We start from the raw sequence: 20,800 nt of genomic DNA, 5'->3' as shown, positions 1-20,800 counted from the left end.
TGAATCAGAGTTGATTCGCGGCGTCAAGGCGCCGCGTGACGCCTATCCACGCTTTTGCGATCAGCCGAAAATCGCCATCCCCGGATAGCGGGCCATGTCGCCCAGCTCTTCCTCGATGCGGATGAGCTGGTTGTATTTCGCGAGCCGGTCCGATCGCGCGAGGCTGCCGGTCTTGATCTGGCCGCAGTTGGTCGCGACCGCGAGGTCGGCGATCGTCGAATCCTCGGTCTCGCCCGAGCGGTGAGACATCACCGCAGTGTAGCGCGCGCGATGCGCCATATCGACCGCGTCGAGGGTCTCCGACAGCGTGCCGATCTGGTTGACCTTGACGAGCAGCGAGTTGGCGAGGCCGGTCTTGATGCCCTCTTCGAGGCGCAGCGGATTGGTGACGAACAGGTCGTCGCCGACGAGCTGGCACTTGTCGCCGACGAGGTCGGTCAGCGCCTTCCAGCCCGCGAAATCATCCTCGCTCATCCCGTCCTCGATCGACAGAATCGGATAATCCTTGACCAGCGCGGCGAGATAGTCGGCCATCTGTTCGGGGCTCAGCGACAGCTTCTCGCCGCTGATCTCATATTTGCCGTTTTTGAAAAACTCGGTCGCGGCGCAGTCGAGCGCGAGGACGACGTCGCTGCCGAGCTTGAAGCCCGCCTGCTCGACCGAGGCGGCGATGAAGTCGAGCGCGTCGCGCGTCGAGGCGAGGTTCGGGGCGAAGCCGCCCTCGTCGCCGACCGCGGTGGCGAGGCCCTTTTGCGCGAGGCCCTTCTTCAGCGTGTGGAAGATTTCGCTGCCCCAGCGCACCGCGTCGGCGATGCTGCCCGCGCCGACCGGCATGATCATGAATTCCTGAACGTCGATCGGATTGTCGGCATGCTCGCCGCCATTGATGATGTTCATCATCGGCACGGGAAGCGTGCGCGCCGAGACGCCGCCGACATAGCGATAGAGCGGCAGCCCGCGCGCATCCGCCGCTGCTTTTGCGGCGGCGAGGCTGACGCCGAGGATCGCGTTGGCGCCGAGGCGGCCCTTGTTCGGCGTGCCGTCGAGGTCGATCATCGCCATGTCGAGTTCGCGCTGATCCTCGGCATCGAGGCCGATCAGCGTCTCGGCGATCTCGCCGTTCACCGCCGCGACCGCCTTGGTCACGCCCTTGCCGAGGTAGCGCGCCGCGTCGCCGTCGCGCAGTTCGACCGCCTCGTGCGCGCCGGTCGACGCGCCCGAGGGCACCGCGGCGCGGCCGAAGCTGCCGTCCTCGAGCAACACATCGACCTCGACGGTGGGGTTGCCGCGGCTGTCGAGGATTTCGCGGCCGTGGATGTCGATGATGGCGGTCATGGATGTCGTCCTGCTGGCGGCCGCAAAGGAGCCGGGTGGGAAAGGCGCCCGCCTGTTATCGGCGGCTTTGCACGAGCGCAAGACGCATAGGAATTTTGCGGCGCTATGGAACCATTGCGCGCGCCTTGCTATATATTCTGACAGGACCAAAAAGGGACGCGCACGACCGGCAGGCGTGACGCCCGGAACGAGAAGAGGACATGATGATGGCAAAGGCCGCTACTCCCGCGACGAAGAAAGCCGCTGCTCCCCGTCCCAAGGCGCCCGCGAAGGCCGGCGCGACCAAGGCGGCGCCCGCGCGCAAGCCGGCGACCGTGAAGGCCGCGAAGGATCACCCGATCCGCGACCAGCTCGCCGCGACGCGCGACACCATCAAGTCCGAAGCGTCGAAGAAGGCCGCATCGTTGAAGGACGAAGCGACGGCGTTCAAGAACCAGGCCTCGGCCAAGGCGCGCGACGCCGCGACCAAGGGCAAGGACAAGGCGGCCGAAGCCGTCGGCAGCCTCGCCAAGATGCTCGAGGACAGCGCCGGCACCGTCGACAGCAAGTTCGGCAAGCAGTACGGCGACTATGCCCGCTCGGCCGCCTCGACCGTCGCCGGCCTCGCCTCGACGCTCGACAAGAAGGATCTCGACGAGCTCGCCGCGTCGACCAAGGACATGGTGAAGAAGAATCCCGCGGTCGCCGTCGGTGCCGCCGCGGTTCTCGGCTTCGTGCTCGCCCGCATGCTGAAGGGCGGATCGAATAACGGCTGATCCCTTGTCGTCCTCCGAACCCGATACCCCGAACCCGCCCCAGCGCAGCTTCGATGGCGTGAGCCACGGCTATGCGCCCGACGGTCGGCCGGTCACGCCGCCCCCGGTGCCGCTCGAAAAGATCGTCGGCGACGTCGTCGACGATCTGCGGGCGACGGCGGAGGCCGAGCTGACGCTGCTCAAGGCGCGCGGCGCGCTCGCATATCATGGCGTCGGCTGGACCTCGGCGTGGGGCTTCATCGCCGCCTGCGCGCTGCTCGTCGCCATGCTCGCGCTGGCGTTCGGCGCGATCCTGGTGCTGGCGCAGCATATCGGCCCGCTGCTCGCGACGCTGATCGTGTTCGCGGTGCTGCTGCTGGTCGCGGCGGTCGCCGGCTGGCGCGCGCGGCTCAACTATGGCGACGTCAAGGCAGCGTTCCGCGACGACCTTCTCGCCCGGGGAGATGATTGATGCGCCCGTCTCGCGCCCGCCTGATCAACGCCGTGCGCCGGTCGATGATCCAGCGCGCCGAATTGCGGCGCAAGCTGCACGTCGCCGGCGACGCGCTGAAACCCAAATCGCTGCTCGACCGCGGCAAATATCGCGTCGGCGAAAAGGTCGACGACGCCGCGCATGTCGTTCGCGAGCAGTTCCGCGACAACCGCCTGCCGATCGCGCTCGCCGCGGCGGCGGGGCTCGCATGGCTGTTCCGCGAGCCGATCAAGGAGCATGTCCCGCGCCTAGGCCGCAAGTTGCGCGACCTCGCCGACGGCGCGATCGCGCATCTGCACCCGGCGCACGCCGAAGACGAAGCGGCCGACGACGCCGAAACCCCTATGGAGGAAGATGATGAAGCCCCTCGGTGAAACCGCGCGCGAAACGCGTGCGAAAGCGAGCGAACTGGCGGAGAAAACCGCCGAAAGCGCAAAGGCGACCGCCGAGGCGGCGCGCGCGCGGCTGCAGGACGGCTACGACCGCGCCCGCGAGGCGACGAGCGAGCTCGCCGCGAAGGGCCGCGAACAGGCCGACGCCGCGCGCGAGGCCGCGGGACAGGCTTATGAAAAGGGCAAGGCGCAGGCGAAGCGCGCCAACAGCAAGCTCAAGGACGTCGCCGAAAAGCAACCGATGGCGCTCGTCGCGGGCGCGGTCGCGATCGGCGCGCTGCTCGGCTCGCTGCTCCCGAAGTCGGGCCGCAAGGACGACTGACGCGCTTGCCGTAAGGGCGCGGCGCTGTTAGGGGGCGCCCCATTCCTCCCCCGCGCCCCGCGCCAAGGACAGCATCATGAGCAAATTGCACCTCGTATTCGGCGGACGCGTCAGCGATCCGCAGGGCCTCGATTTCGTCGACCTCGGCGCGCTCGACGTCGTCGGCCTGTTTCCCGATTACAAGTCGGCCGAAAAGGCCTGGCGCGCCGCCGCGCAGCGCACCGTCGACGACGCCGAGATGAAATATGTCGTCGTCCACCTGCACAAGCTGCTGCAGCCCGACGGCGAATAAGCGGAACCCCTATCCGGCCGCCGCCGACGCGGCGGCATCGTTCAGGACACGCGGCCGAAGGGCAGCAATTGCCTGGCGAGGCGCGAGGCGCCCTTCGCATCACCCGCGTTGACCAGCGCGAGGACGCGCTTCGCCGCGGCCTGGGTGATCCGGTCGACCTCGGACGGCGCCGCAGCGCCGGCCGCCTTCTGGAGCAAGGGCTTCGCCGCGGCGGTGTCCCCCGAATCCAGCGCGATCCGCGCCAGCCCGGCATAGGCAGGGAAGAAAGCGCGGTTGCCGCCCAGGCGAACCGCCCTGTCGAGCGCGGTCAGCCCCTTGCTCTTGCTGGCACCGAGCGCGGTGCCGCCGACAAATCCCCCCACCTCGCCGATCACCGTGAGATGCCATCCGCCGAGCGCGATCTGCGCTTCGGGGTCGCTGGGATGACGCTTCGCGAAGGCCGTCAGCAGGTCGCGGCCGCGGCGCGCATCGCCCATCGATCGCGTCAGCTTGCCACGATAGCCGAGCGCGATCCCCTGCTGGAGCTGCGCATCGCGGTTCGCGGGCGCCTTTGCCAATGTCGCGTCGATCGCGCCGATCGCCTTGTTGACCAATGCGAGCGCCTGCGTCTTGCTCGTCGTCTGGAATGCCGCGGTGACGAGCGTGGCGCGTGGGCTCGAGGCAGGAGCGGCCGACGAGGCCGCCGGCGCGGCCAGGACGATCGAAACGGCGCCCATCAAGGCGGTCGGTTTGTACATGTTGTACATGGGGGGAGCTCCATCCTCGTTTGCGATGCCGGCCTCGATTTCATATTTTGACATATATGTCAATTATAGATGACCGCCACATCATGGGCCAGTTGAAAACCGCCTGTTTTCCATCAGCCCCGGTCCCGCCAATCTCCACTTTTCCAATTCATATGTTTGTTCATGTCAAATTCGCACGAACAGCCTCCAACTCGCGGAGCTTATGCGAAGGGCCGGCATCGCTGTGGAGACATGGCCCCTGCCCGCCCCGCCGCACGGCATCCTTCCGATGCGGGGCTCCTATGCATAAAAGCTCCGCCGGACACGAATGGTCTGGTCGGCGCCGGACGGCCTGATCCCCTTTTCAACATTGCTGTCATATTGACGAAACCGCCCCGGGGGTTCAGGGAAGACCCATTGGACCGTTGCGCCCCCTGCGGCGCACGCAACGTGGGGCGACAAGGGAGCGGCATTGACTCAATCGGCGAACGCGAAGCCGCCGCGCGTCCGGCGGCGCAAAAGACAGGGCGAGGTCGCGCGCGAGGAAGGGCTGGTCGCGGCGCGCAAGCTGCTGCTCGAACGCGGCCCCACCGGGGTGACGCTCGCCAATGTCGGCGACGCGATCGGCATGTCGCACGCCAATGTCCTCTATCATTTCGGCTCGGCGGCCGATCTGCAGTCGGCGCTGATGGGGTCGATGATCCGCGACCTGACCGACGCGCTCGACGGCGCGGTCGAGCGGATCAAGACCGACGGCGCCGCGCCGCGCGTGATCGTCGACCAGGTGTTCGACGCCTTCGGCGAGGGCGGCGCGGGGCAGCTCGCGGCCTGGATCGCCCTGTCGCGCGACTTCTCGCACCTCGAGCCGGTGCGCGAGGCGGTGAACAGCCTCGTCGTCGCCTTTCGCGACAAGTTCCTCGACGAGGACGCCGACCCGCGCGTCCGTTCGGCGGTGCTGATGATCGCGGTCTGCGCCTTCGGCGACGCGGTGATCGGGCCCCAGCTGCGCGACATGCTGGGGCAGGACGACGACGCGATGCGCAGCCTCGCCGCGAAGCTGCTGCCGATGTTCGTCATCGGGCCGCTTTAGGGCTGCCTGCTGCGGGCGGCTCAGCCTGCGTAGCGGCAGCTTTTCACGCTTTTCGGCGAACAAAAGCGGCGGGTCGAAACCCGCCGCAGGGAGAGGAACGAAGAGGCCTCGCTCCGGAGACCAGCCGCGCAATCAGAAGGTCTTGCTGATGTTGAACCCGATGATCCGCGGATCGAGCACGAAGATGTTCGTGGTCAGCGCGGCATCGTCGCTGTTGAGGAAGGAGTCGGTGATCGGCGTCGAATTGAAGACATTCTTCACATAGGCCTCCATGTGCAGGCCCTCGGGCCCGTCGACCGCGAGCGTCAGGTTGAAGTTCGTCCAGCTCCTCAGCCGGTCATAGAGGTTGAGATTATAAACGCGCGCCCAGCTTTTGGCCTGCCAGTAACCGTCGCCGCGGATCGTGGCGCTCCAGTCCTCGCTGAACGGGATCGTATATTCGGCGCCCAGATTGACCGTCCAGCGCGGCGAGTTGGGCATCTCGTTGCCCGAAATGTCGGTCTTGAGGCCCGCCCCGCCATTAAGCTCGGGATAGTTGGCGGGATCATAGGGCGCGCCGGTAGCAGGATCGGTCGGCGGAGCGCCGATCAAGCCCAGCAACCCCCCGATACCGCCGCAGACCGACCAATAGTTGACCAACTCCGTCGTATTCTGGAGCCAGGATTCGGCGACCGCCGTTGGAACGACGCAGTTCGAAGGCAATTGCACCCACGGCCGGAAAACCGTGTAGTCGGGATTGCCCAAATTGCGGTTCATGATGTCGATCGACGTTTCGCCCTTGCCGATCTTCGTCTTCAGATACCCGACATTGGCGATCAGGCGGAAATTGGGCGTCGGCGAAAAAGCTGCCTGCAACTCGGCGCCATAGATCGTCGAATCGAAATTCTCGTTCACCGCGGTGCGGTCGCGAATCTGCGAAACCTGATAGTCCTTATAATCGTAGAAAAAGGCGCTGGCGTTGAGGATGAGCGCGCCGCCGAGCAGGCTGTTTTTCGTTCCGACCTCGAACGCGTTCACATATTCGGGCTTGAAGGTCCGGTCATATTCGACGCTTCTCAGAGTCAATATGTTCAAGAGATCCGGGTTGGTGGCGAGAATGGCGTCATATAGGCCATCTCCCGGTCGGAACACGCCCGCTTCCACAAGCTGCTCGCCGGTCGGATATCCGGGGCTCGGGGGGTTCATGCCGCCGCCCTTATATCCGCGCGAATAGAAGGCGTAGATCATCGTTTCGTCGGTGAAATCAAGCACCGGCTTCCAATCGACACCGAAGCGGCCGGTGAAGGTGCCCCATTTCAAATTGATGTCGGGATCGGGGATGAAACCGGTGCCGGTGAGGCCGCCGCCAATAAGCGTCGGCGCCAGCAGAAGCTGGCTCGGGATCGGGGTGAAGCGCTTCTTGTCGAGCGTATAGCGCAGCCCGGCGGTCAGTTTCAGGTCGGGCGTGATATTCCAGTAGGCTTCGCCGAAGAGCCCGTATGATTTGAGCGAATAGGGGTTCGAACTGCGGAAATAATTATGACCGAGCCCGTCCATGGTCGCGACCGGATTGGGGTCGATATAGGGGCAGAAGCTGTTCTTGATCGGGATCGGCGAATTAGCCGGTTCAAGTGCGGGGCCAGAGAACCCGCAATTCGTTATGTCGCTGCCGTTATTGAACGGGAAGATCAAGGAGAGCGCCGTTAGAACGTTGCTCATGATATAATAATCTTCCTGCGCCTTGAACTTCGTGAAATTGGCGCCGAGGCTGAAATTGAACGGGCCGTCAAAGTCCGATTGCAGACGCAGTTCCTGCGAAAATTGTTTCGAATCGGATGATGCGACGTCGAAGGTCCCGATCGTGTTCGAACATCCGATCTGCGGGTCGCAGAATATTCCTCCCGGCGCGAGATCACGATAGTCAAAGCGACCGTAAGGCTGGGGCATCGTCGTATTGATATCGATCACGCTGGTGTCGTTGAACACCGGCACCGTGTTGAAACGGTTGAAATCCTGGAAGCTATAGACATGATCCCAGTTGTAGGCGGTCTGCGACGACAGCGTCAGCGTATCGGTCAGATCGACATCGAGATTGAACTGAAGAATATCGGCGCCGGCGCGATAGATCGGATCGTTGAACGAGGCGATCTCACGCAGATTGCGCGACTGCGTTACCCCGCCATAGGGATCGACCGGATTTATCAATGTCACCGGATTACCGCTGGCATCATATCCAAAGCCGAAAAGGGTGTTGAGCTCGATCAGCGCCGCGATCGGCGGGAACGAAAGGCCGTTGGGGGTGCCATAGGCGTCGTCATCGTATAAACTGCCCGCCTTGCACCCGGTGCTGAACAGCGCCCTTCTGATATTGTTGAACCCCCTGCCTTCCGGATCGCCGGCATCGTCCTCCACCACCGGGGTCGATCCGACAATGTCCGGTCCGTCGTCGCGGTGACATATCTGCTTGCCGGTGCGCGAGCGGTCGTCCTTTTCGTGGAAACGCTCCCAGATCAGGCTGCCCCGCACGCTCGGCACGGGCTCGAAGCCCAGCGTCACGCGCCCCGACCACAGGTCGCGCCCGTTGATCCGATGCTTGGTGACGCTGTTATAATCATAGCCGTCGCGCTGGGTCATCGACCCGGCGAGGCGCAGGCCGAGCTTGTCGGTCACGATCGGGATATTCAGCATCCCGACGAGCCGGCGGCTGTTGTAATTGCCGACCTCGCCCTTGATGCTGCCTTCGAACTTATTGAGCTTGGGCTTGGCCGAGATCAGGTTGATGACGCCCGCCGTGGCGTTGCGGCCATAGAGCGTGCCCTGCGGCCCGCGCAGCACCTCGAGCCGCTCGACGTCGAAATATTCCTGTTCGAACAGTCGGTTGCGGAGCAGCGTCGTGTTGTTGAAGCTGACGGCGGCGCCGGCATCCGACGTCGTCGAGATCGACTTGGTGCCGATGCCGCGGATCGAGATATTATAGCCCGAGAAATTATTCTTGCTGAAGGTCAGGTTCGGCACCGCCTTCATCAGGTCGAACCCGCCTTCGACCTTCTGCGCGTTCAGATCCTCGCCGCTGAACGCCGAAATAGCGATCGGCACGTCCTGGACTTTCTCGACGCGCTTCTGCGCGGTGACGACGATCTCGTTCGCCGAGCGCGCGGGAGGCGCTTCCTCCTGCGCCGCCGCGTCCTGCGCCTGCGCGGACATCGTCAGCCCGATCGAAACGGCCATCAAGCTCACCGCGCCGCAGACGCGCGTCACCCTGTGCGATCGCATAACCCATCTCCCCTGAGAACGGCGGTTGATCCGCCGCACATTATTCGTTGCGCCTTCAGATGGGCGATTGCTGATATTAATGTCAATATCAAATTTATACCCCCTCCCCATCCGGGCGATCGAGCCGGACGGCCCTGGTCCCTATCAACCGCCAATCGCTGCCCGGACCCGCGCCACGGAAAGGAATATTCCTGTATTTCAGCATGAAAGCCACATAAAACCGGGCTCATCTTTCCTATCTGGCGGCTATTCGACTTGTCACGCCCGGCCAGCGGGAAGGCGGAAGGGGCGCCTCGCAAGTTTGTGTTGACACCAATGTCTATAAGCATTTATATTGACATCATTGTCAAAACGGAGTCGAGCCCATGCCCCCCGAAACGCCCAGCGAGGCCAGAAGCCCCAGCGACCTGTCGATCCGCGTCCGCAACCTCCAGTTCCGCTTCGACGATGCGACGCGCAGCCAGCGCTGGTGGCACGGTGGCGATCCGGTCGCGACGGCCTTCTTCAACGCCCTGTCGGCGACCTTCCCCGACGGCGAGAAATTCTTCATGGACAGCGTCCGCCACTTTCGCCACCTGACCCACGAACCGCTGCGCTCGCAGATCAAGGATTTCGTCGGGCAGGAGGCGGTCCACAGCCGCGAGCACCGCACGTTCAACGCGCTGGCGACCGATGCCGGCTACGACATCGCCCGGCTCGAGGCACGGACCCGCAAGGTCATCGCCTTCGGTCAGCGCAATGCGAAGATCCGCCAGCTCGCCGCGACCTGCGCGCTCGAGCATTTCACCGCGATCCTCGCCCATGCGCTGCTCGCCGCGGGCAGCACCGACCTGACCGGCGCGCCCGAGGAAGCGCGACGCATGTGGAGCTGGCACGCGATGGAAGAGCTGGAGCACAAGGCGGTCGCCTTCGACACGATGCGCGTCGCGACGCGCGACTGGTCGCCGCTGCGGCGCTATCTGCTGCGGACGCTGACGATGGCGGCGAGCACCTTGCTCTTTTTCTGGACGATCGGCGCCAACATGGCGTCGCTGTACCGCGAGGACGGCCTCAACACGCCGCGCACCTGGTGGCGGACCGCGAAATATCTACTGGCGGAGCCCGGCGTGCTGCGCCGCTGCTTCCGCCCCTATCTCCAATATTACCGGCCGGGGTTCCACCCATGGGACCATGACGACCGCGCCCTGCTGGCGCAAACCGAAGCCAGGCTGGGGCTCGCCGCGGGCTGACATGGCGAGGCGCCCGGGGGCGCACGGCGATCGAAGGAATCAGGGCTTTGCCGGCGCCAGCCTGACCCGGCCGCCTACCGGAAATTGTCGGCGTAGGCCTGAATCTTCAGCGTGCGCGCGGGGGTCGACACGACCTCGGCCTCGATGCCGTTGCGCGCCGCATAGGCCAATGCCTCGTCGCGGCTCGCGAAGCCGAGGCGGAGCTGGCGCCGCGTGTCGCCGCTGCCCGCCCAGCCCATCAGCGGGTCGGCCTTGCGCGCTTCGGCGGGGGCGAATTCCAGCATCCAGCGCTGCGTTCCGGCGCGGCCGGACTGCATCGCATTCTTGGGCTTCTGGAAAATCCGCGCTTTCATCGCTCGTCCTCGAAATAATGTCTGTGCCGCCGCCTTAGCCGGTCGCGCGGCGTGCGAAAAGAGGGCTTATGCCCCGTCGCGCCGCGCCTGCGCCGCCTTGGTGAGCAGGGTCGGCCGCGCGCCCGCCGGGTCGTCGGGCCAGCTATGCTTCGGATAGCGGCCGCGCATCTCGCGCGCGACGTCGTGCCAGCTGCCGCCCCAAAAGCCCGCGATGTCGCGCGTCGTCTGGATCGGGCGGTGCGCGGGCGAGGTCAGCGCGAGGACCAGCGGCACCGGCGGCTCGCCGACGCTCGGATGGCGCGTCAGGCCGAACAGCTCCTGCACCCGCACGGCGACCGTCGGGCCGCCCTCGGCGCCATAGTCGATCGGGTGGCGGCTGCCCGCGGGGGTCGCATAGTCGGAAGGCGCGCGCTTTTCGAGCAATTGCCGCGCCGGCCAGTCGAGCAGGCCCATCAGCGCGTCGGTGAGCTTGCGATCGGGAATGTCGCGCAGCCCCCGGCTGTCGGCGAGCAGCGGCGCGAGCCACAGGTCGAGGCTGTCGGCGAGCGCGCCGGGCGACAGCGTGTCGAGCCCCGCGAAGGACGCGCGCTGGCGCAGCGCCTGCGACGCCGGCCCCCAGCCGATCAGCCCGAACCCCTTGCCCTCCACCGCTGCGAGGCGGACGGCGACATCGTCCTCGGCGCCCTCGCCGCGCCCCGCCTTGCCGCTCGCCAGCGCGATCGCGCCGAGCCGCCGTTCGCGGCGATGATCGACGCGGTCGCTCGCCGCGTCGTATCGGCTCGCGGCGTGCGCGACGATGCGGTCGGCGAACAGCGCCTCGACCTCGGCCGCGTCGATCGGCGCGGCGGCGAGGATGCGCACGCCGGCCGCGTGGCCCTGCGCGTCGGCGATGGCGAGCCACTCGCCGTTCGCGAGCGGATCGACGGGGTCGAGCCGGTAGGCACGCCCACCGACGCTCAGATATTCGCCGCGCTGTCCGGCGCGCGCCCGCGCGACGCGGTCGGGCCAGGCGGTCGCGATCCAGCCGCCGATCGAGCGCGACGGCACCCGGTCGCTGCCCGCCGCGAGCCGCTCGCCAAGGCTCGCAAGCCGCCGCGCAAGCCGCCACGCGCCTTCGCTGCGCTCGCCCTTGGCGCCGCGCCAGCGCTGCAGCCGCGCCTCGACATCGACCCCGCGCCCGCCGAGCCCCGGCTCGGTCAGCAGCACTGCGAGCCGCGCCGCCAGCTCGGCCTCGCCCGCCGCGGCGGCGTCGAGGAGCATATGCGCGAGCGGCACCGGCAGCGGCACCGCGGCAAGCGCCTTGCCGTGCGCGGTGATCCGCCCGTCCTCGCCGAGCGCGCCGATCGCGATCAGCCGCGCCTTGGCCTCGGCGATCGCGGCGGGCGACGGCGGGTCGAGCCAGCCCAGTTGGCGCGGGTCGACAATCCCCCAGCTCGCGCAGTCGAGCACGACGGGCATCAGGTCGTTCTCGTGGATCTCGGGCGGGTCGAAGGGCGGCATCCCCGCGGTCGCGGGCGCCTCCCACAGGCGATAAGCGACCCCCGGCCCCTGCCGCGCCGCGCGACCCGCGCGCTGGGTCGCCGACGCCTGGCTCGCGCGTTCGGTGACGAGCCGCGCGATTCCCGCCGCCTTGTCGAAGCGCGGGCGCCGCGACAGGCCGGCGTCGATGACGATCCGTACCCCGTCGATGGTCAGGCTGGTCTCGGCGATGCTCGTCGCGAGGATCAGCTTGCGCCGCCCCTCGGCATCGCGGACCAGCGCCCGGCGCTGCATCGCCGGGTCGATCTGTCCGTGGAGTCGGTGGACTGCGAGCGGCAGCCGCGCCTCCTCGACCGCCGTCGCGGCGCGCTCGATATCGGCGGCGCCCGGCAGGAAGGCGAGCATGTCGCCTTCCCCCTCGTCGGCGAGCGCCTGCCGCACCGCGGCGAGCACGCTCGCCTCGAGCCGATCCTCAGGCCGGCGGCCGACATGGCGGAGTTCGAGCGGCCAGCTCTTGCCCTCGCTCTTCACCAGCGGCGCATCGCCGAGCAGCGCGCCGAAGCGCGCGCCGTCGAGCGTCGCCGACATGGCGACGAGGCGCAGGTCGTCGCGCAGCCCCTGCTGTGCGTCGATGGCGAGCGCGAGCGCGAAATCGCCGTCGAGGCTGCGTTCGTGCACTTCGTCGAACAGCACCGCGCTCACCCCGGCGAGTTCGGGATCGGCAAGGATGCGGGTGCGGAACAGCCCCGGCGTCATCACCAGCAGCCGCGTCGCCGCCGACTGCTTGCTGTCGAGCCGCGTCGCATAGCCGACGGTGCCGCCCACCGCCTCGCCCATCTCTTCGGCGATGCGCTCCGCCGCCGCGCGCGCGGCGAGGCGGCGCGGCGACAGCAGCCACACCGCGCCCGTGCACCACGGCTGGTCGAGGATCGCCGGCGCGACGCGCGTCGTCTTGCCCGCGCCCGGCGGAGCGACGACGACGGCATTGGGCTTGAGCACCAGCGCCGCCATGATGTCGGGCAGCACCGCATCGATCGGCAGCGCCTGCCTCATGATGTTAATAAGCGCGCGCCACCGCGAAGGCGACGGCCTCGGTCAGCGCCGCGCGCGCCTGGCTGGCGCGGAACCCGCCGATCGCGTCGACCGCGCGTTGGCCGTAATGCCGCGCGCGCGCCAGCGTGTCGGCGATCGCGTCGTGCTTCAAAAGCAGGCCCTTGGCGTGAGCGAGGTCCTCGTCCGAGGTCCGGTGGCCGACGATCGCCTGCTTCCAGAATTCGCGCTCCTCCGCCGTGCCGCGCGCATAGGCGAGAATGACGGGCAGCGTGACCTTGCCGTCGCGGAAATCGTCGCCGACGCCCTTCCCCATCGTTTCGGCGTCCGACACATAGTCGATCGCATCGTCGACGAGCTGGAAGGCGATGCCGAGGTTGCGGCCATAGGCGTCGAGCGCCGCCTCGGTCGCCTCGTCGCGCTCGGCGACCACCGCCGCGATCTTGCACGCGGCGGCGAACAGCTCGGCGGTCTTGGCGTTGATGATCGCGAGATACTGGTCCTCGCTCGTTTCGATGCGGCGCTGCGCCGAAAGCTGGTTGACCTCGCCCTCGGCGATCACCGCCGAGGCGCGCGACAGGATCTTCAGCACCTTCAGCGAGCCGTCCTCGACCATCACCTCGAAGGCGCGGCTGAACAGGAAGTCGCCGACGAGCACCGAGGCGCTGTTGCCCCAGATGGTGTTGGCGGTCTTGCGCCCGCGGCGCAGGTCCGACTTGTCGACGACATCGTCGTGGAGCAGGGTCGCGGTGTGGATGAACTCGACCGCGGCGGCGAGCTTGCAGTGGCGGTGGCCCGGATAGTCGAGCAGCTGGCCGCAGGCGAGCGTCAGCATCGGTCGCATCCGCTTGCCGCCGCCCGCGATCAGATGCCCCGCGAGCTCGGGGATCAGCGGCACCTCCGACTGCATCCGGTCGAGAATGACCGCATTCACCTCGTTCATGTCGGCGGCGACGAGCGCCATCATCGGGTCGAGCGAGGGCGGGCGGTCCCCGTGGAGCTGATGGATTTCCGCAGTCATGGCGAGCGCTCCCTTGGCCGCGCGGGGGGCAATTTGCAACGACTTTCGGCTTGCCAGCGCCCCCTTTGCGGTGCCAAGCGTGCCGCGAACGAGAGGAGCCGCCCGCCCGATGGACGACCAGTTGAGCCGTTACCGCCAGAGCATCGACAATATCGACGCCGCGCTCGTCTATATGCTCGCCGAACGTTTCAAGGTGACGAAGGCGGTCGGCGAGCTCAAGGCGACGATCGACCTGCCCCCCGCCGACCCCGACCGCGAGGCGCGGCAGATCGAACGGCTGCGCGCGCTGGCGCGCGAGGCCGACCTCGATCCCGAATTCAGCGAGAAATTCCTGCGCTTCATCATCGACGAGGTGATCCGCCACCACGAGCAGGTCAAACGGGAGAAGGACGCATGACCCATCCGATCTTCGCGCGCTGGCCCGCGCAGCATCCGAACCGCCTCCAGCTCTTTTCGGCGCCGACCCCCAACGGGGTGAAGGTGGGCATCATGCTCGAGGAAACGGGCCTCGCCTACGAGCCGCATCGCATCGACATCATGGCGAACGAGAGCCAAGACCCCGCCTTCCTGACGCTCAACCCCAATGGCAAGATTCCCGCGATCTACGACCCCGACGGGCCGAACGGCACGCCGCTGGCGCTGTTCGAATCGGGCGCGATCCTGATCTATCTCGCGGACAAGACGGGGCAATTCCTTTCCGCCGACCCGAACGCGCGCTACGAAACGATCCAGTGGCTGATGTGGCAGATGGGGGGCGTCGGGCCGATGTTCGGCCAGCTCGGCTTCTTCAACAAATTCGCCGGCAAGGACTATGAGGACAAGCGCCCGCGCGATCGCTACGCGGCCGAATCCGCACGCCTGCTCGGCGTTCTCGACGCGCGGCTGGCGGAACGGACGTGGGTGATGGGCGACGACTACAGCATCGCCGACATCTCGCTGCTCGGCTGGGTGCGCAACCTGATCGGCTTCTACGAGGCGCGCGAGATCGTCGGGTTCGATCGCTTCGTCCATGTCCAGCGCTGGCTCGACCGCGGCCTCGCCCGGCCGGGCGTGCAGCGCGGGCTGGAAGTGACGGCGGGCTGAAGGCGGCCGAAATCCGACCGATTGCGGCCATACCTTCTCCCCTCCCTTTTAGGGAGGGGCTGGGGGTGGGTAGCCGCCGAAGGCGGCGTTCTTTCGTGGGCTCGCTCCGCTCGCGCACCCACCCCTAACCCCTCCCTAAAAGGGAGGGGAAGAGCTCAAATCACCCCAAAGCCTACATTCCACCCTACCCCGCCGGCAGCCTCAATCGCACTAGCAGCCCGCCCAGGTCCTCGCTTTCCTCGAGCCCGATGCTGCCGCCATAAATCTCCGCGACGTCGCGGACGATCGCGAGGCCCAGCCCGGTGCCGGGCTTGTTGCTGTCGAGCCGCACCCCGCGGTCGAAGATGCGCACGCGGTCGGCCGGCGAGATGCCGGGGCCGTCGTCCTCGACCAGTATCTCGGCCATGCCGCCCTCGCGCTCGATCGTCACGAAGATGCTACCGCCCCCATATTTGGCCGCGTTCTCGAGAAGGTTGCCGACGAGTTCGTCGAGATCCTGCCGCTCGACCCGCGCGATCAGCGACCTGTCGCCCGCGGCGTCGAGCCGCGCGTCGGGATAGAGGGCCGCAACCGCGCGCGACACGCCCTCGACGCTGTCCCACACATTCGCGCGCGCCTGCGCCGCGCCGCGGCGCCCGACGGCGCGCGCGCGCGCGAGGTGGTGCTCGACCTGGCGCTGCATCGTCGCCGCCTCGCGCCGCACCGTGTCGGCGAGCGGATCGTCGGAGCCGGTGGCGCTGTTGACGAGCACGGTCAGCGGCGTCTTGAGCGCATGGGCGAGGTTGCCCGCGTGGAGCCGCGCTTCCTCCGCCTGTTTCTCGTTATGCGCGAGCAGCGCGTTCAATTCGTCGACCATCGGCTGCACCTCGAGCGGCAGCGGCGCGATCACGCGGCGGTTCTGCCCGCCGCGCATCGCCGCGATCGCGCGCCGGATGTGGCGGAGCGGCCAGAGGCCGTAGAAGGTCTGGAGCGCCGCGAGGACGATCAGCCCGAGCCCGAGCAGCCCCAGGCTGGGAATCAGCGTCGCACGCACCGCGCGGATCTGAAGGTCGAGCGCGTCGCGCGACTGGGCGATCTGGAACCGCCACTTGGTGTTGCTGCCCGGCAGCACGACGTCGCGTTCGAGCACGCGCAATTCCTCGTCGGGGAACTGGTGGCTGTCATAGGTGTGGAGCTGCTGATCCTCATGCTTGTCCGACGTCGCGAGCCGGCGCTCCCACAGCGAGCGCGAGGGATATGGTTCCTGCCCACCGCCGCTGATCTGCCAGTAAAGGCCGCTATAGGGTTCGAGGAAGCGCTGGTCGCCGAGCGGCTGGAGCAGGCGGACCTCGCCGTCGGGGCCGATTTCCGACGAGCGGATCATCGCGATCAGCACATATTCGAGGCCCGAATCGAAATTGCGCGTGATCGCGCCGGTGAGCACCCGGTCGAGCGCGAAGCCGCCGCCGAGCAGCAGCACCGAAATCCAGATCGCCGCGATCGCGATCATGCGCCGCGCCAGCGAGCCGGTGATCCGGCTCGTCAGCGCCTGCGGTTTTTCCGCCGCATCCGGGTCCGTTTCGACCGCCGGGGCGACGCGGGCATCGGCCATGCGAACGCCGCGTCAGCCCTGCGGGTCGTCGAGCTGATAGCCGAGACCGCGGATCGTCGTGATGATGTCGGCGCCCAGCTTCTTGCGGATGCGCGTCACGAAGACCTCGATCGTGTTCGAATCGCGGTCGAAATCCTGGTCGTAGATATGCTCGATCAGCTCGGTGCGCGACACCACCTTGCCCTTGTGATGGAGAAGGTAGGACAGCAGCTTATATTCCTGCGCGGTCAGCTTCACCGGCTGGCCGTCGAGCGTGACGCGGCCCGAACGCGTGTCGAGGCGCACCTTGCCCGCGATCAGCTCGCTCGACGCATTGCCCGAGGCGCGGCGGATCAGCGCGCGCAGGCGGGCGATCAACTCCTCGGTCTGGAAAGGCTTGGCGAGATAGTCGTCGGCGCCGGCGTCGAGCCCCGCCACCTTGTCCGACCAGCTGTCGCGCGCGGTGAGCACGAGCACCGGAAAATTGCGTTTTTCCTTGCGCCAGCGGTCGAGGACGGTCAGCCCGTCGATCTCGGGCAGGCCGAGGTCAAGGACCGCGGCGTCATAATCCTCGGTCGATCCCAGGAAATGGCCGTCCTCGCCATCGGTGGCGAGATCGACGGCATAGCCGTTGCCTTCGAGCGTGGCCTTGAGCTGCGGCCCCAGCGTGGGCTCGTCCTCGACAATCAAAATCCGCATTCAGGCGCCTTTCAACCGCGGGCCGGCGACGCGCCGGTCCGTTCATTCGTCTCTATCAAGTCGGAACGGTCATCGCAAAAAGTCGTTGCGGGGGTGCCGCAAAAACCCCGATCAGGGCCGGCGCCCGACGATGCGTCCGGTGCGCGCGTCGACATAGACGATCACCACCTGGCTGCCGTCCATGAATTTCAGCGCATAGATCATGCGGCGCGCGTCGAACTGCGGCCCGCCCAGATAGGTCATGTCGCTGTAGGGCGCGCGCGAGCGGACTTCGGCGATCAGCTTGCCCAGCGGGATCACCTGCCCCTGCGCGGCCGCCTCGCGCAGATTGTCCTGGTCGCGGTCGCGGTCGCCGCGCGCGGCGGCGGGCGTCCCGGCGAGGAGCAGCGCGGATGCAAGCGAGAGGGTCAAAGCGCGGATCATGGCCCCGGTCCTAAGGCAAGCGCATTGAATAGGCGATGAATGATCCGTTCGGCGGCCGTTCGGCCTTCGGGATCATGGTGGGCGCGGCAAGGATTGAACTTGCGACCCCACCCGTGTGAAGGGTGTGCTCTACCACTGAGCTACGCGCCCGTTCCGGCTCCGACGAAGCGGACATCCGAAAGCGGGACGTCCATAGCCGTTGCGGCGATGATTGCAACGGCGATTTGCATGCGACCGGTCGATCGGATGCAAATCGGGCCGCGGTTTGACGCCGCGGCCCGAATGACATTCGCCAGAAGGCGCCGGCAACTTAGTTGCAGGCGTCCTTGAGGGCCTTGCCGGCCTTGAACTTCGGCTGGTTCGACGCCGCGATGGTCATCGTTTCGCCGGTGCGCGGGTTGCGGCCGGTCGACGCCTTGCGCTTGCTGACCGAGAACGTCCCGAAACCGACCAGACGGACTTCGCCGCCCTTCTTCAGGGCCGCGGTGACCGCGTCGAAAACGGCTTCAACCGCCTTGCTCGCATCGCCCTTGGTGAGGCCGCTCGAGTCAGCGACGGTGGCGATCAGGTCTTGTTTGTTCATGCCTAAGGAACCCCTGTATGTGGTTGGATAAGTGATTCATGGCCGGGCCATGGCGCGCCACTAACGCTGTTTGACCCCGGCTTGTCAAAGCAAAAAATGGCGGGAAACGTCATAAAATGACGTTTTTGCGACGAAAAGACGGCCCGGCGGCGATCACCGGGCCATCCGGATCAGTGGCGAATCGCCGTTTCGGGGTCGGCGCCCGGCGCGTGCGGGGGCGACGCGGCCAGTTCGTCGGCCTCGGTCCACTCGATCGGTTCGACCGGCGACACCAGCGCCTCGGCGAGCACCTGGTCGACGTGGCTCACCGGAATGATCTTGAGCTGGTCGGTGATATTCGCCGGAATCTCGACCAGATCCTTTTCATTTTCCTCGGGAATCAGCACCGTGGTGATCCCGCCGCGCAGCGCCGCGAGCAGCTTTTCCTTGAGGCCGCCGATCGCGAGCACGCGGCCGCGCAGCGTGACCTCGCCGGTCATCGCGACATCCTTGCGCACCGCGATGCCGGTCAGCGTCGACACCATCGCCGTCACCATGCCGACGCCCGCCGACGGGCCGTCCTTCGGCACCGCGCCTTCGGGCAGGTGGATATGAATGTCCTTGCGTGCGAACAGGCTGGGCTTGATGCCATAGGCCGGCGCGCGCGCCTTCACGAAGGAGAGCGCGGCCTGCACCGACTCGGTCATCACCTCGCCGAGCTTGCCGGTCGTGCGGACCTGCCCCTTGCCCGCGACGGTGACCGCCTCGATGGTCAGGAGTTCGCCGCCGACCTCGGTCCAGGCGAGCCCGGTGACCGCGCCGACCTGGTCCTCGCGGTCGCCGACGCCGTGGCGGAACTTCCGGACGCCCGAGAATTCGGACAGGTTTTCGGGCGTGATCTTCACGCTCTCGGCCTTGCCCTCGAGAATCTTGCGGAGCGCCTTGCGCGCGAGCCGCGCGATCTCGCGCTCGAGCGTGCGAACGCCCGCCTCGCGAGTGTAGAAGCGGATGAGGTCGCGCAGCCCCTCTTCGGTCAGCTCGAATTCGCCCGGCTTCAGTCCGTGCGCCTCGACCTGCTTGGCGATCAGGTGGCGCTTGGCGATCTCGACCTTCTCGTCCTCGGTATAGCCTTCGAGCCGGATGATCTCCATGCGGTCGAGCAAGGGCTGCGGCAGGTTGAGCGAGTTCGCCGTCGTCACGAACATCACGTCGGACAGGTCGACGTCGATCTCCAGATAATGGTCCTGGAACTTCGCATTCTGTTCGGGGTCGAGCACTTCGAGCAGCGCCGACGCCGGATCGCCGCGAAAATCCTGGCCGAGCTTGTCGATCTCGTCGAGCAGGAACAGCGGGTTCATCGTGCCGGCCTTTTTAAGGTTGGTCACGATCTTGCCCGGCAGCGAGCCGATATAGGTGCGGCGGTGACCGCGGATCTCGGCCTCGTCGCGCACGCCGCCCAGCGACTGGCGCACGAATTCGCGACCGGTAGCCTTGGCAATCGAACGGCCGAGCGAAGTCTTGCCGACCCCCGGAGGGCCGACGAGACAGAGGATCGGGCCTTTCAGCTTGTTGGTCCGCGCCTGCACCGCGAGATATTCGACGATCCGGTCCTTGACCTTTTCGAGCGCATAATGGTCGTCGTCGAGCACCGCCTGCGCGGTCGCGATGTCCTTCTTGAGCTTGGACTTCTTGCCCCACGGCAGCCCGAGCAGCGTGTCGAGATAGTTGCGCACGACCGTCGCCTCGGCCGACATCGGCGCCATCGCGCGCAACTTCTTGAGCTCGGCGTCGGCCTTGGCGCGCGCTTCCTTCGACAGTTTGAGCTTGTCGATCTTGGCCTGCAGTTCGGCGAGGTCGTCGCCGCCCTCGCCATTGTCGTTGCCGAGCTCGCGCTGGATCGCCTTCAACTGCTCGTTGAGATAATATTCGCGCTGGCTCTTCTCCATCTGCCGCTTCACGCGGCCGCGAATCTTCTTTTCGACCTGCAGCACGCCGAGTTCGCCCTCCATGAAGGCGAACACCATCTCCAGCCGCTTCGCGGGCGCATCCTCGACCAGCAGCGCCTGCTTGTCGGCGACCTTGATGTTGAGGTTGCCCGCGACCGAGTCGGCGAGCCGCGAGGCTTCGTCGATCTGCGAGAGCTGCACCGCGGTCTCGGCGGGCATCTTCTTGTTGAGCTTGGCATAGTTTTCGAACTGGTCGACGACCGAGCGCATCAGCGCCGCGGTGTCGACGCTGTCGTCGATCGTGTCGGCGATCGGCTTGACGCTCGCCATCACCGCCTTGTCTTCGGCGGCGAGCGCGAGGAGCTTCGCGCGCTCCTTGCCCTCGACGAGCACGCGAACGGTGCCGTCGGGCAGCTTCAGAAGCTGGAGCACGGTCGCGATCACGCCGACGTCGTACAGGTCGTCGCGCTGCGGGTCGTCCTCGCCGGGATCGAGCTGGGCGACGAGGAAGATTTCCTTGTCGGCTTCCATCGCCGCCTCGAGCGCGGCGACCGAACGGTCGCGGCCGACGAACAGCGGCACGATCATGTGCGGAAAGACGACGATGTCGCGCAGCGGCAACAAGGGGAAGGATTGCGTCATTATGGCTCCTGGGCGGCGTCGCGAACCGGCGCGCCGCCCGTCTATAGGGTGGTCCGCACTAATATGGCGTAACTTGCGCCGCGTTCAATGACGGTGGGGTGAATGGGT

20 protein-coding genes and 1 tRNA gene are annotated in these 20,800 nt (G+C 66.8%); 9 read left to right on the top strand and 12 right to left on the bottom strand.

What is annotated here, in order from left to right:
- Window positions 1–60: 60 nt before the first annotated feature.
- Window positions 61–1,335: a phosphopyruvate hydratase gene (gene eno / locus CD928_RS01430; protein ID WP_095383897.1), complete on the bottom strand. Its 1,275-nt coding sequence runs from the start codon at window positions 1,333–1,335 to the stop codon at window positions 61–63.
- 200 nt (window positions 1,336–1,535) lie between these two features.
- Here eno and CD928_RS01425 point away from each other — a divergent pair, with 200 nt between their 5' ends.
- The 5 genes from CD928_RS01425 (at window position 1,536) to CD928_RS01405 (ending at window position 3,568) form a co-directional block, all read left to right on the top strand.
- The gene (locus tag CD928_RS01425) at window positions 1,536–2,090 is read left to right on the top strand and encodes a hypothetical protein (protein WP_255247007.1); all 555 of its coding nucleotides are present in this window, start codon (window positions 1,536–1,538) and stop codon (window positions 2,088–2,090) included.
- 4 nt (window positions 2,091–2,094) lie between these two features.
- Window positions 2,095–2,541 carry a phage holin family protein gene (locus CD928_RS01420; RefSeq protein WP_095383895.1) on the top strand — a complete coding sequence of 149 codons (447 nt, stop codon included), beginning with the start codon at window positions 2,095–2,097 and terminating at the stop codon, window positions 2,539–2,541.
- Window positions 2,541–2,936 (top strand): hypothetical protein, encoded by a 396-nt coding sequence (locus CD928_RS01415; RefSeq protein ID WP_095383892.1) that lies wholly within the window; start codon window positions 2,541–2,543, stop codon window positions 2,934–2,936. Before CD928_RS01420 ends, CD928_RS01415 begins: the two co-directional genes overlap by 1 nt.
- Window positions 2,920–3,276 carry a hypothetical protein gene (locus tag CD928_RS01410; protein WP_095383889.1) on the top strand — a complete coding sequence of 119 codons (357 nt, stop codon included), beginning with the start codon at window positions 2,920–2,922 and terminating at the stop codon, window positions 3,274–3,276. Before CD928_RS01415 ends, CD928_RS01410 begins: the two co-directional genes overlap by 17 nt.
- Window positions 3,277–3,352: 76 nt before the next feature.
- Window positions 3,353–3,568, top strand: coding sequence for a DUF4170 domain-containing protein (locus tag CD928_RS01405; protein WP_095383886.1), 216 nt, complete (start codon window positions 3,353–3,355; stop codon window positions 3,566–3,568).
- A gap of 41 nt (window positions 3,569–3,609) precedes the next feature.
- Here CD928_RS01405 and CD928_RS01400 read toward each other — a convergent pair whose 3' ends face one another.
- Window positions 3,610–4,314, bottom strand: coding sequence for a hypothetical protein (locus tag CD928_RS01400; RefSeq protein ID WP_255247006.1), 705 nt, complete (start codon window positions 4,312–4,314; stop codon window positions 3,610–3,612).
- Window positions 4,315–4,765: 451 nt separating this feature from the next.
- On the opposite strand from CD928_RS01400, the gene CD928_RS01395 reads away from it, so the two are divergent.
- On the top strand, window positions 4,766–5,383 hold the full coding sequence (locus CD928_RS01395) for a TetR/AcrR family transcriptional regulator (protein WP_217983704.1): 618 nt from the start codon (window positions 4,766–4,768) through the stop codon (window positions 5,381–5,383).
- Between the two features lie 132 nt (window positions 5,384–5,515).
- Here the strand turns inward: CD928_RS01395 and CD928_RS01390 are convergent, their stop codons facing one another.
- On the bottom strand, window positions 5,516–8,635 hold the full coding sequence (locus tag CD928_RS01390) for a TonB-dependent receptor (RefSeq protein WP_255247005.1): 3,120 nt from the start codon (window positions 8,633–8,635) through the stop codon (window positions 5,516–5,518).
- Between the two features lie 365 nt (window positions 8,636–9,000).
- Here CD928_RS01390 and CD928_RS01385 point away from each other — a divergent pair, with 365 nt between their 5' ends.
- On the top strand, window positions 9,001–9,864 hold the full coding sequence (locus tag CD928_RS01385) for a metal-dependent hydrolase (RefSeq protein ID WP_095383883.1): 864 nt from the start codon (window positions 9,001–9,003) through the stop codon (window positions 9,862–9,864).
- Between the two features lie 74 nt (window positions 9,865–9,938).
- On the opposite strand, the gene CD928_RS01380 is transcribed toward CD928_RS01385, so the two are convergent.
- From CD928_RS01380 to CD928_RS01370, 3 genes are all read right to left on the bottom strand, one after another.
- Window positions 9,939–10,217 (bottom strand): ETC complex I subunit, encoded by a 279-nt coding sequence (locus CD928_RS01380; protein WP_095383880.1) that lies wholly within the window; start codon window positions 10,215–10,217, stop codon window positions 9,939–9,941.
- Window positions 10,218–10,283: 66 nt separating this feature from the next.
- Entirely contained in the window at window positions 10,284–12,749 is a 2,466-nt protein-coding gene (gene hrpB / locus CD928_RS01375; protein WP_176473401.1) for an ATP-dependent helicase HrpB, read from the bottom strand.
- 4 nt (window positions 12,750–12,753) lie between these two features.
- On the bottom strand, window positions 12,754–13,767 hold the full coding sequence (locus tag CD928_RS01370) for a polyprenyl synthetase family protein (RefSeq protein ID WP_095383874.1): 1,014 nt from the start codon (window positions 13,765–13,767) through the stop codon (window positions 12,754–12,756).
- Window positions 13,768–13,876: 109 nt separating this feature from the next.
- Between CD928_RS01370 and CD928_RS01365 the strand changes: the two genes are divergently transcribed.
- Both CD928_RS01365 and CD928_RS01360 read left to right on the top strand, forming a co-directional pair.
- Window positions 13,877–14,164: a chorismate mutase gene (locus CD928_RS01365; protein WP_095383871.1), complete on the top strand. Its 288-nt coding sequence runs from the start codon at window positions 13,877–13,879 to the stop codon at window positions 14,162–14,164.
- Window positions 14,161–14,850 carry a glutathione S-transferase N-terminal domain-containing protein gene (locus tag CD928_RS01360; protein ID WP_095383868.1) on the top strand — a complete coding sequence of 230 codons (690 nt, stop codon included), beginning with the start codon at window positions 14,161–14,163 and terminating at the stop codon, window positions 14,848–14,850. The genes CD928_RS01365 and CD928_RS01360 overlap by 4 nt, the downstream gene beginning before the upstream one ends.
- Window positions 14,851–15,034: 184 nt before the next feature.
- Here CD928_RS01360 and CD928_RS01355 read toward each other — a convergent pair whose 3' ends face one another.
- The 6 genes from CD928_RS01355 to lon form a co-directional block, all read right to left on the bottom strand.
- Window positions 15,035–16,339 (bottom strand): HAMP domain-containing sensor histidine kinase, encoded by a 1,305-nt coding sequence (locus CD928_RS01355; RefSeq protein ID WP_255247027.1) that lies wholly within the window; start codon window positions 16,337–16,339, stop codon window positions 15,035–15,037.
- Between the two features lie 114 nt (window positions 16,340–16,453).
- Window positions 16,454–17,119, bottom strand: a complete 666-nt coding sequence (locus CD928_RS01350; RefSeq protein WP_095383863.1) for a response regulator transcription factor — start codon at window positions 17,117–17,119, stop codon at window positions 16,454–16,456.
- Window positions 17,120–17,230: 111 nt separating this feature from the next.
- Window positions 17,231–17,542 (bottom strand): hypothetical protein, encoded by a 312-nt coding sequence (locus CD928_RS01345; RefSeq protein ID WP_095383860.1) that lies wholly within the window; start codon window positions 17,540–17,542, stop codon window positions 17,231–17,233.
- A 75-nt stretch (window positions 17,543–17,617) separates the two neighbouring features.
- Window positions 17,618–17,692, bottom strand: a tRNA-Val gene (locus CD928_RS01340).
- Window positions 17,693–17,852: 160 nt separating this feature from the next.
- Window positions 17,853–18,125 carry an HU family DNA-binding protein gene (locus CD928_RS01335; protein WP_054588053.1) on the bottom strand — a complete coding sequence of 91 codons (273 nt, stop codon included), beginning with the start codon at window positions 18,123–18,125 and terminating at the stop codon, window positions 17,853–17,855.
- A gap of 170 nt (window positions 18,126–18,295) precedes the next feature.
- Window positions 18,296–20,692 (bottom strand): endopeptidase La, encoded by a 2,397-nt coding sequence (gene lon, locus CD928_RS01330; RefSeq protein WP_095383857.1) that lies wholly within the window; start codon window positions 20,690–20,692, stop codon window positions 18,296–18,298.
- Between the last annotated feature and the right edge of the window lie 108 nt (window positions 20,693–20,800).

The sequence above is a fragment of the Sphingopyxis sp. GW247-27LB genome (genome assembly GCF_002277025.1).
GTDB lineage: Bacteria > Pseudomonadota > Alphaproteobacteria > Sphingomonadales > Sphingomonadaceae > Sphingopyxis.
The sequence above is the reverse complement of the archived record's forward strand: the minus strand, read 5'-3'. Positions and strand labels throughout refer to the sequence as shown.

Bases quoted from the DNA above. Each gene is read 5' to 3' on its own strand.
- eno (WP_095383897.1), bottom strand. From the start codon at position 1,335: ATGACCGCCATCATCGACATCCACGGCCGCGAAATCCTCGACAGCCGC.
- CD928_RS01425 (WP_255247007.1), top strand. From the start codon at position 1,536: ATGATGATGGCAAAGGCCGCTACTCCCGCGACGAAGAAAGCCGCTGCT.
- CD928_RS01415 (WP_095383892.1), top strand. From the start codon at position 2,541: ATGCGCCCGTCTCGCGCCCGCCTGATCAACGCCGTGCGCCGGTCGATG.
- CD928_RS01410 (WP_095383889.1), top strand. From the start codon at position 2,920: ATGAAGCCCCTCGGTGAAACCGCGCGCGAAACGCGTGCGAAAGCGAGC.
- CD928_RS01405 (WP_095383886.1), top strand. From the start codon at position 3,353: ATGAGCAAATTGCACCTCGTATTCGGCGGACGCGTCAGCGATCCGCAG.
- CD928_RS01400 (WP_255247006.1), bottom strand. From the start codon at position 4,314: ATGTACAACATGTACAAACCGACCGCCTTGATGGGCGCCGTTTCGATC.
- CD928_RS01390 (WP_255247005.1), bottom strand. From the start codon at position 8,635: ATGCGATCGCACAGGGTGACGCGCGTCTGCGGCGCGGTGAGCTTGATG.
- CD928_RS01385 (WP_095383883.1), top strand. From the start codon at position 9,001: ATGCCCCCCGAAACGCCCAGCGAGGCCAGAAGCCCCAGCGACCTGTCG.
- CD928_RS01380 (WP_095383880.1), bottom strand. From the start codon at position 10,217: ATGAAAGCGCGGATTTTCCAGAAGCCCAAGAATGCGATGCAGTCCGGC.
- hrpB (WP_176473401.1), bottom strand. From the start codon at position 12,749: ATGAGGCAGGCGCTGCCGATCGATGCGGTGCTGCCCGACATCATGGCG.
- CD928_RS01370 (WP_095383874.1), bottom strand. From the start codon at position 13,767: ATGACTGCGGAAATCCATCAGCTCCACGGGGACCGCCCGCCCTCGCTC.
- CD928_RS01365 (WP_095383871.1), top strand. From the start codon at position 13,877: ATGGACGACCAGTTGAGCCGTTACCGCCAGAGCATCGACAATATCGAC.
- CD928_RS01360 (WP_095383868.1), top strand. From the start codon at position 14,161: ATGACCCATCCGATCTTCGCGCGCTGGCCCGCGCAGCATCCGAACCGC.
- CD928_RS01355 (WP_255247027.1), bottom strand. From the start codon at position 16,339: ATGATCGCGATCGCGGCGATCTGGATTTCGGTGCTGCTGCTCGGCGGC.
- CD928_RS01350 (WP_095383863.1), bottom strand. From the start codon at position 17,119: ATGCGGATTTTGATTGTCGAGGACGAGCCCACGCTGGGGCCGCAGCTC.
- CD928_RS01345 (WP_095383860.1), bottom strand. From the start codon at position 17,542: ATGATCCGCGCTTTGACCCTCTCGCTTGCATCCGCGCTGCTCCTCGCC.
- CD928_RS01335 (WP_054588053.1), bottom strand. From the start codon at position 18,125: ATGAACAAACAAGACCTGATCGCCACCGTCGCTGACTCGAGCGGCCTC.
- lon (WP_095383857.1), bottom strand. From the start codon at position 20,692: ATGACGCAATCCTTCCCCTTGTTGCCGCTGCGCGACATCGTCGTCTTT.